The organism is Aquabacterium sp. (assembly GCF_004297345.1).
Taxonomy (GTDB): Bacteria; Pseudomonadota; Gammaproteobacteria; order Burkholderiales; family Burkholderiaceae_C; genus Aquabacterium.
Genome location: NZ_SCTN01000270.1, coordinates 1 through 8,273 on the forward strand (window position 1 = coordinate 1; position 8,273 = coordinate 8,273).

General features: G+C 62.2%; 7 protein-coding genes. 3 read left to right on the forward strand and 4 right to left on the reverse strand.

Going from position 1 to position 8,273, the window contains the following annotated elements:
• The coding region (locus EPO09_RS09485; protein ID WP_290642487.1) for a putative solute-binding protein at nt 1-265 on the forward strand (265 nt) is incomplete at its 5' end.
• Between the two features lie 171 nt (nt 266-436).
• Nucleotides 437-1,498, forward strand: coding sequence for a putative solute-binding protein (locus EPO09_RS09490; protein ID WP_290642489.1), 1,062 nt, complete (start codon nt 437-439; stop codon nt 1,496-1,498).
• Between the two features lie 52 nt (nt 1,499-1,550).
• Here the strand turns inward: EPO09_RS09490 and EPO09_RS09495 are convergent, their stop codons facing one another.
• The 3 genes from EPO09_RS09495 to EPO09_RS09505 form a co-directional block, all read right to left on the reverse strand.
• A complete protein-coding gene (locus tag EPO09_RS09495; RefSeq protein WP_290642491.1) occupies nt 1,551-3,182 on the reverse strand; it encodes a hypothetical protein in 1,632 nt (543 codons plus the stop codon).
• Nucleotides 3,183-3,429: 247 nt separating this feature from the next.
• The gene (locus EPO09_RS09500) at nt 3,430-4,764 is read right to left on the reverse strand and encodes an Hsp70 family protein (RefSeq protein ID WP_290642492.1); all 1,335 of its coding nucleotides are present in this window, start codon (nt 4,762-4,764) and stop codon (nt 3,430-3,432) included.
• Between the two features lie 89 nt (nt 4,765-4,853).
• The gene (locus tag EPO09_RS09505) at nt 4,854-5,855 is read right to left on the reverse strand and encodes an AraC family transcriptional regulator (protein ID WP_290642494.1); all 1,002 of its coding nucleotides are present in this window, start codon (nt 5,853-5,855) and stop codon (nt 4,854-4,856) included.
• 280 nt (nt 5,856-6,135) lie between these two features.
• On the opposite strand from EPO09_RS09505, the gene EPO09_RS09510 reads away from it, so the two are divergent.
• Entirely contained in the window at nt 6,136-7,722 is a 1,587-nt protein-coding gene (locus tag EPO09_RS09510; RefSeq protein ID WP_290642496.1) for an NAD(P)/FAD-dependent oxidoreductase, read from the forward strand.
• Between the two features lie 53 nt (nt 7,723-7,775).
• Here EPO09_RS09510 and EPO09_RS09515 read toward each other — a convergent pair.
• On the reverse strand, nt 7,776-8,273 hold a 498-nt coding region (locus EPO09_RS09515; RefSeq protein WP_290642498.1), incomplete at its 5' end, for a carbohydrate porin.

Genomic DNA, 8,273 nt, shown 5'->3' on the forward strand with positions numbered 1-8,273 from the left:
GTCACGCGAGTTCTGGATGAGCCAGTTTGATCGCGTGTTGCAGATCATCCGCACAGCCGATTCGACCATTCCACCCATGGCCTGGATCGACATCGAACCAGAAGATGCCGTCAAGTACACCTTGATGCTGCGCGAGTCCCGCGTACAACTGGCGCAGCAAGGCCTGTATGACAAGCGGGGGCTCAAGGTCATCAAGCGCATCCGCTGCCATGTGAACCCCGCAGATCCCGAGTGCCAGACCAAATCCGAAGAGGAATGGAAATAAGCGACTGGCCAGGTTCTCAGTTGGCGTCAGAAGACCCCTTGTGGGGCATGCAGAATGTGGCGAGGCCCTTGAATGAGAGGGTATGAGGGCTTGGATAAGATTTTGCGTGTGTCAATAATCCGGGCTTCTGTTTCGCATGCATCACGCATGTGAACCATGTGGGAGTCAGGTATGCGAGGCACTATCCAAAGCATGTTGAAGCTCGCACCTGTCGTGATGGCGATCATGACGGGGGCAGGCGCTGCTCAGGCGGGGCAAAAGTTCTGCGTGTTCGATTTTCTGGGCACTTCGGGCGATGCCTATGGCATGTCCAAAGACTATGCCGTGGCCATGCAGCGCTACGGCGTGGATGTGGAGCTCAAGGCCTACACCAGCGAGGCCGTTGCGACGGAAGACTTCCGCACCGGCAACTGCGATGCTTTCATCGCCACGGCCTTTCGCACGCGGCAGTTCAACGGCGTAGCCGCCTCGGTGGATTCATTTGGCGCGACCACCATCGTGCGCCATGGTGCGATCGACATGCCGGCCTCCTACGAGGTGCTGCGCAAGCTGATCCAGACCTATTCCACGCCATCGCCGCTGGTCTCCAAGTTGATGGTGCAGGGCGACTACGAGGTGGGCGGTATCCTGCCGATCGGCCCAGCCTATCCCTTTGTGAATGACCGGCGCATCAACTCGGTAGAGGCTCTGGCCGGCAAGCGCATCGCAGCCTTCGATTACGACAAGGCCCAGGCGGTGATGATCCAGCGCATTGGCGCGCAGCCCGTGTCGGCGGATGTCACCAATGTGCACACCAAGTTCAACAATGGTCTGGTGGACATGATCGCCCTGCCCACGCTGGCCTACAAGCCGCTGGAGTTGTACAAGGGGCTGGGCACCAAGGGCGGTGTCGGGCGCTTTCCCATCATGATTGCCTCCTACCAGATGGTGTTCAAGCGGGGGCGTTTCCCTGAAGGGTTCGGGGAGTGGTCTCGCGCCTACTGGTTGGGGCAGTTCGATCGCATGCTGCAACTGATCCGCACGGGTGACGCGGCCATTCCGCCCGCTCAATGGATTGAAATCAACGCGGAAGACGCCTACAAATACACGCTGATGCTGCGTGAGGCACGCATCGCACTGGCGCAGCAGGGCTTGTACGACAAGCGCGGGCTCAAGGTGATCAAGCGCATTCGCTGCCACGTGAACCCGACTGATCCGGAATGCACGACCAAATCCGAAGAAGAGTGGAAGTGACATGAAAAAGGGCCGGTTCAACCGGCCCTTGTGTTGCCCATGTTCGCCAGGCTTATCTGGCCGGCACCGCCTTGTTGGCATTGAAGAGCCATAGGGCGTCCGCATTCGGGTTGTCCGTGCTGATGCCGCGCAGCAAACCTTGCGTCAGGTTGGAGACGACGGCCTTGAGTGTGTTGCCGTCCCAGCCGTTGAGCGTGCTGCTGTCTGCGATCGTGATGGGCGTTGCATTGGTGCTCAGGTTGTAGCTGAGCACACTGCCGCCTTCGCGCCAGATCAGGTGGGTGTTGTCGGACTCGTCTGCCAGCGTACGGCTTGGGCTGTTGATGAGGGTCACGAGGCTGGCCGAAGGGCTCAAGATGCTGAGGGCATCGTTGTTGGCCAGATCGATGCGCGTCACGGAGACAGCGTCTTCGCCAGTGACCAGTTGCTGGCTGGCCAGCAGGATCTCGCCCGTGTGCGCCAGGGTGTCGATGTGCAGCGTCGGGCCGCTGAGCGCGATGTTGCGCTGGCTGCCGTTGGCTTTCTTGATGATGGTCAGCGTATCAGCGGCATCGCGGCGGATCACGAGCGCGAGCGAGCTGGGCGTCATCGCATGGCCGGCGATCTCAGGCATTTGCTCGGCCGCACCCACACCCAGGCTGGCGACTTCTTCTGCTGCGCTTTGACCGGGTTTGAGTCGCCAAAGCACCAGTTCGATGGCCGGGACCTCGGGCACGACCGCAGGGGTGATCGATGCTGCCGTGGCGGTGGCTGCCGCCCTCACGTCGGCAAAGTAGGTGGCCTCATCATCGGTGTGCACGAACGGCATTTGAACCAGATTGGGTGAGGCCAGCACGGTGGTGTCCAGCGAAGCGCTGGCCCAGTTCAGGGTGCGCACATCGTTGCCAACGCGCAGATAGAGCTTGTCCGTGGTGCCGGCAACCTTGCCGAAGACCGTGACGGAGGTGCTGGCAGCAATGTTGCCATTGGTGACGGCCGTGGTTTGCAAGACGCCACTGGTGTTGGTGATGGTCAGCTTGTTGTCGACGTCCAGGCTGAGAATACGTGCAATGGCGCCGGCGCTGTCACGTTGGACATCGATGAAAGCCTGGGTGGGGGCGACCGTGGCATTGCTCGACGACAAGGCTGTCTTGTTCACCACACCCGACGGGGTGCTGCAATCGCCATCCGGGCCGGCGCTGGTGTAGCGCAGCAGGCTTGTGTGGGCCGTGGCATCGGTTTCCACCACACCCTTGAGCTCGCAGGCTTGCGTTTCTGAACTGATCTGGCGCGGTGTGGGCTGGCTCAGTTCGTTGCTGACATGTTCCAACGAGAGCTCATAGAGCTTGTGCTGGTAGATGTAGTAGGCCGCCGTCTGCCTGCCTGCCACGTAGCTTTTGCCATCGGCTGACACGGTGAAGGCTTGTGCCAGTCTGGGTTGGGTGCCGGCATCGATCGCCGTGGCCTTGACCTCGGTGCCGGTGACATCGTCCACCAGAACCAGCTCGGCCGTGAAGGTGTCGCCGGCCTGGGCGTTGCGCACACCGGTCAAATAGCTGCTGGTGGCCGTGACGGCGGGCGTGTCGCTGCTGGGTGTGGCGCTCGCAGCGGGGTCGCTGTCGTCGTTATTGAGGTCACAGGCGCTCAGCAGGGTGCTGGTGGCCAGCAAGATCAGCAGGCTGGATGAAAGGCGGCTCAGGGCCATGGTTCGTCTCCTCGGTTTGCGCTTTGGAACTGTTTTGCTCACCGTGACGCCGGTGATGCGTGCCATTGCCTGGCGCGCCTGCTCAACGAGAGAAAGGGCGAACCGAGAAAACTGTGATGAAAGTCACAAATATGGCCTGGGCCATTCTGACCAGCGATGTCCGAATCCGTTCTTCGGGCTTGCACCTAGCTGGCGCGCAAGGCTGTAACCAGATGCGTGCCAATGGCGCCTTGAGCCCAGAATTGATTCAGCTTTGAAACAACCTGGACGCGTGCAGGCCCAGGCCGGTGGCCACCGAGGCCAGGCGGTCTCCGCGCACGGCCTTGGCTTGCGGGAAGGCCGCTTCCAGCTGGTCTGTCAGCAGTTTCAGGCCGGTGGAACCACCGGTGAAGTACAGCGCGCTGATGTCGCTCAGGGCCACGCCGGCCAGCTTCACCGTGTCTTGCGCGCAGGCCACGATGCGGCCCAGATCGGCACCCAGGGCCTTGTCTACCTGGGCGGCTTGCAAGGGGCTGTGCAGGCCCTTCTCGATCAGTTGCAGATCGATGTCGGTATCGCCGCCTTGCGAGACGGCGATCTTCGCTGCTTCGGCGCGGCCCACCAGAGCATGGCCCAGGCGTTCCTGGATGACTTTCATCAGGCGCTGGTGGTGTGCTGGGTCACCATAGAAATCGGCCATGGCACGCAACTCGGCGGTGCGCTGTGGCTGGTACACCGTGTTGATCAGGTGCCAGGTGGTCAGGTCGAAGTAGACGCGGCTGGGCACGGGGCGCGGGTCGGCCCCTTTGATGCTGGGGCCGAATCCACCATAGCCCATGGGCGGCATGACGCTGGCCAGCGAGATGTGGCGGTCGAAGTCGGTGCCGGCGATGTGCACGCCGTGGCTGGCGAGGATGTCGTCGCGGCGGTCCAGGCGCTGGGCGCGCTCGGGGCCCACACGCACCACGGAGAAGTCGGAGGTACCGCCGCCGATGTCGGCCACCAGCACCAGTTCTTCCTTGGTGGCTTGCTGTTCGTAGTCGAAGGCCGCGGCAATCGGTTCGAACTGGAAGGACACGTTCTTGAAGCCGACAGCCCGTGCGGCCGCCTCCAGCGAGGCTTGTGCGGCGGCGTCGCGCTCGGCATCGTCGTCCACGAAGAACACGGGGCGGCCCATGACCACGTCATTCAGTGGCTGGTTACCTGCCTTTTCGGCCAGGCTGCGCAGATGGCGCAGGTAGCCGGTGATGACGTCCAGGTACTTCACGCCGAAGCCGTGGCCCACTTCGGTGGTCTGGTCAACCAAGGCCGTGCCCAGGATGCTCTTCATGGAGCGCATCAGGCGGCCTTCGTAGCCGTCGATGTAGGCCTGCACGGCGGCGCGCCCGAAGGTGCGCGGCAGGTTGTCGTCGAAGGTGCTGCCGCGCCAGGTGTTGGCGGGCAGGTCGTCGGCGTCGGTGCAGTAGAAGACCGCCGTGGGCATGGTCAGGTGTTCGCCCTCCAGGGGCACCAGGCGCATGCCCGCGCCTTGGCCGTCTGCGGCTGGGCGAGCGATGGCGATGGCCGAGTTGGAGGTGCCGAAGTCGATGGCGCAATAGCTCATGGGCGGAGAACGGTGACTGCTGGAGGGAAAGCCGAAAAGGAAAGTCGAATCGGGGGGCGCGATTGTAGGCGGTGCGAGGCTGGCGCGGCTTACTGGTCGCGGAATTCACCCGGCGTGGCCCCCGCCCAGCGTCGGAACGCATGGATGAAGGCGGCCGATTCCGCATAACCGATCTGCGCCGCAATGTCTTCAATCGGCAGCCTGGTGTTCTTGAGCAGGTATCGTGCCTTGGCGTAGCGGGCATCGGCCAGCAGGTCGCGGAAGCTGCGGCCGTCTTCGCTGAGCTGGCGGCGCAGGCTGCGCTCGGACATGTCGAAGGACTTGGCCACCTCTTCTGCAGAAGGGAAGTGGTTGTTGAACATGCCCAGGTGGTTGAGCACGCGGTCTGCCAGCGAGGCACTGGTGGCCTCCTGCAGCTTGAGTTGCTGATCGCACATGGTGCGGTACATGGCGTGCGCGTTTGGATCGGCCGTGGGCAGCTTGATCTGCAGATATTCGTTGCGCAGCCAGAAGCGCACCTCGTGCTCGCCCCAGCGCACGGGGCAGCCGAAGTGCTCTTCGTAAGCGGCGGCCTCGGGGGGCTTGGGGTAAGGCATGTCCAGCCGCTCGGCGCGCAGGTTCAGGCCCATGGTGGCCTGCATGTCGCGCACCATCTTGTAGGTGCCGGAGGCCTCGCCATCGACGCGGAAACGGAAGGCCTTGGGGCCCATCATCATCGGATCGAGGATGAGCGCGCTCATGCGCTCGCCTGGTTCCAGGCGCAGCGTGCCATACAGATAAGTCAGGCGCTGGTAGCGGATGCCGGTCTGCAGGGCCTCATAAGCCGTGGCACAGGTCATCAGCAGCATCACCAACGGACCGTACCCCGCCAGCCCGAAGAAGGCCCCCATCTTCAGTCCGGTCAGTGGATCGTGCAGCGTCTCGGCCCAATCGGCATAGATGCGCAACTCGCGGGCGCGCTCGATGCGGGTGGTCGGATCCAGCTTGTCACCAGACAGGCCATGGCGTTGCAGCACGGGCTCCGGGTCCTCGCCCAATTGCTTGAGGCCCTGGACCATGTAGATCAAACCGAGGATGGAGCGGGTGGTCATGCCGTGCGTTGGCCGAAAAAGTCAATTCAACGCCGAATTTAGCATGCGCGGCGTCCTTCGGGCCTGGGTGGAGGCAGTTTGATATTTGTCAACAATTACCGCTGGATGGGGGGTGAATGCGGCCATGTGGCCGAAACGATCAATTTCCTGTCAGAACTGAACATGGTGATTTGAGGACCCGGGGCGCAACATGGCCATGCGCTCGGAGACAAGTCGTCTCGGATCCGAACAGGGAGGCCGAGGCGACGCACCCACAAACCTATTCACCAAAGGTGCCGCCATGACTGATCAAAACGTTTCTTCTTCCCCCGTCCGTGAGGTCGAGGTCGCCATCGCGGGCGCCGGCTTCGGTGGCATCTGCATGGCCATCCAGCTGCAAAAGAACGGCATCAACGACTTCCTGATTCTGGAGAAGAAGAGCGAAGTGGGCGGCGCCTGGCGCGACAACCACTATCCCGGCGCTGCTTGCGACGTGCAATCGCACATGTACTCGTATTCGTTCGAGACCAAGTCGGACTGGACCAAGCGCTACGCCCCCTGGAACGAAATCCAGCAGTACATCCTGGACACCGTCAAGAAGTACAACCTGCGTCCGCACATCCACTTCAACCAGGAAGTGGTCAGCGCCGTGTTCAATGAAGGCACAGGCAAGTGGGTCATCAAGACCGTGGGCGGCGAAACCATCATGGCCCGCCACTGGGTGCTGGCGTCCGGCCCGCTGCACGTGCCTGCCATCCCCGACATCAAGGGCTTGAAGGACTTCAAGGGCAAGGTGATGCACTCGGCCGATTGGGACCACAGCTACAACCTGACCGGCAAGAACGTCGCTTCCATCGGTACCGGCGGCTCGGCCATTCAGTATGTGCCCGAGATCGCGCCCAAGGTCGGCAAGCTGCATGTGTTCCAGCGCACACCGGCGTGGGTCATCCCGCGTGATGAGCGCGGCTACTCGGCCTTCCGCAAGTGGACCTTCAAGGCCCTGCCCTTCACCCGCACCCTGCACCGCTGGCGCCTGTACTGGACCAACGAATCGCGCGTGTGGCCCATCCTGAATCCCTGGATGGCCCGCATCGGTGAAGGCCTGCTCAAGAAGTTCATCTCCTACCAGGTAAAGGATCCCGCGCTGGTCAAGAAGCTCACGCCCGACTACACCCTGGGTTGCAAGCGCATCCTGATCTCCAACAAGTGGTACCCCACCTTCAACCGTCAGAACGTGGAGCTGGTGACCGATGGCGTCCGCGAGATCACGCCTGACGGCATCATCACCCGTGATGGCAAGGAACGTAAGCTGGACTGCATCATCCTGGGCACCGGCTTCATCGTGGACCCTCGCATCTACATGAAGAGCTTCGAGATGCGTGGTCTGAACGGCCACACCGTGCAGGAGGACTGGAAGGTCAGCCCCACGTCCTACCTGGGCATCACCACGGCCAACTACCCGAACATGTACCAACTGGTCGGCCCACACACCGGCCTGGGCCACAACTCCATCATCTTCATGATCGAAGCACAGGCTGAGTACATCATCCAGTGCATGAAGAAGGTCAAGGAAAAGGGCGTGGACTACATCGACGTCAAGCCCCAGGCCATGGTTCGCTTCCTGGGTGAGATGGGCGATGCGCTCAAGGGCACCGTGTGGAGCTCGGGTTGCAAGAGCTGGTACCAGACTGCTGATGGCATCAACTTCGCGATCTGGCCGAAGTCGACCTGGCGCTACTGGATGGAGACCCGCACTGTGAACGAGGCTGACTACAACTTCGTGAAGTGCGGTGGCGCCAAGGCTTCAGGCAAGACCACTGGTGCAGGTTCGTCCAGCATGGGTGGGATGGCTGGTGATCAGGCCATGGCACGCGTGGCACAGCGCTGATCCAAGAACTTGAGGTGTTCAGGAAAGGGCCATCCGGCCCTGCCGCAGAGAGCTCAAATCTCTGTGTGCAGGCGGATGGCCATTGTTTTGACGGGCCCGCGATCGTGGTTGTAGGCCGGGTTGTTGATGCGCTGAAGATCGAGCGTCACGGTGCTGTGGTGCAGCCAGCCATTCGGCAGGCCCAGGCTGTAGAAGCCCTCCAGCGTGTGTTCGTGTTGGTAGCTCAGCGCACCATCACCCACAAAGAAACCGTCTGCACCTGATGCCAGATAGCGTTGGTGTGCGGTAGACAGCCCGTTACGGGCCACTGCCAGCCCCAAGGTATCGGCTGCGCGGCCCCAGGCTTTGCCTTGAATCAGTGTGCCGGCCGACTGCGACTGATCAATCTCGGCAAAGGCGTAGACCTCGCTTTGCCCATCGCTGCGGGCGATGCGTGCAAAGGCCCCAATGTCGTCAGTAAGCGCCTGCTCCCAGGCCAGGCCCCAGCCTTCCTTGTATTGGCGCTGGCGTACCAGGGCGGTGTCGGCGATGGCCGGTGTGGCGCCAGCCTG

What these genes read in the sequence shown, in the direction of transcription:
- EPO09_RS09505 (WP_290642494.1), bottom strand. Translation starts at nt 5,855, where the DNA reads ATGACCACCCGCTCCATCCTCGGTTTGATCTACATGGTCCAGGGCCTC.
- EPO09_RS09495 (WP_290642491.1), bottom strand. Translation starts at nt 3,182, where the DNA reads ATGGCCCTGAGCCGCCTTTCATCCAGCCTGCTGATCTTGCTGGCCACC.
- EPO09_RS09510 (WP_290642496.1), top strand. Translation starts at nt 6,136, where the DNA reads ATGACTGATCAAAACGTTTCTTCTTCCCCCGTCCGTGAGGTCGAGGTC.
- EPO09_RS09490 (WP_290642489.1), top strand. Translation starts at nt 437, where the DNA reads ATGCGAGGCACTATCCAAAGCATGTTGAAGCTCGCACCTGTCGTGATG.
- EPO09_RS09500 (WP_290642492.1), bottom strand. Translation starts at nt 4,764, where the DNA reads ATGAGCTATTGCGCCATCGACTTCGGCACCTCCAACTCGGCCATCGCC.